We start from the raw sequence: 407 nt of genomic DNA, 5'->3' as shown, positions 1-407 counted from the left end.
CTCCTATGGTCTCTCTGAATTCCCTATTCCTTATCATTGAAGGTACAAGTGCGGCATGGCTCTGAATTGATTCTATGGGCAGGTGTATCTTAGGAGTTGGTAATTCAAAATTTACGTCTTGATACTCATGATGAACACACAACCCCTCGTCCATTGAAGGTATTATTGATTTCAAAAAAGGATCACCCTCAAGTTTGTTCTCAACATCAGAGCTACTCAAGCATAATCTGTCAGAACAAACTATTTTACAGTCCTCTGGTGTTGACATTGGTTGAGCATGGATGTCAAATTTCATACCCAAAATCATTGCTGCCACAGGGGTTCCCTTGACTCTGTTTAAAAAATCATCAATTGAATCAAAGCCATTCAATGCAAAGTGAACCCCTTTGATGGATCGGCTCATTGCC

The 407-nt window shown here is 40.3% G+C and carries 1 protein-coding gene; it reads right to left on the bottom strand.

Annotated elements, in window-relative coordinates:
* A partial coding sequence (locus tag AABA78_RS39330) for a hypothetical protein (protein WP_338270605.1) occupies positions 1–407 on the bottom strand: 407 nt, incomplete at both ends.

Origin of the sequence: Corallococcus caeni, from assembly GCF_036245865.1 — a bacterium.
Taxonomy (GTDB): domain Bacteria; phylum Myxococcota; class Myxococcia; order Myxococcales; family Myxococcaceae; genus Corallococcus; species Corallococcus caeni.
The sequence above is the reverse complement of the archived record's forward strand: the minus strand, read 5'-3'. Positions and strand labels throughout refer to the sequence as shown.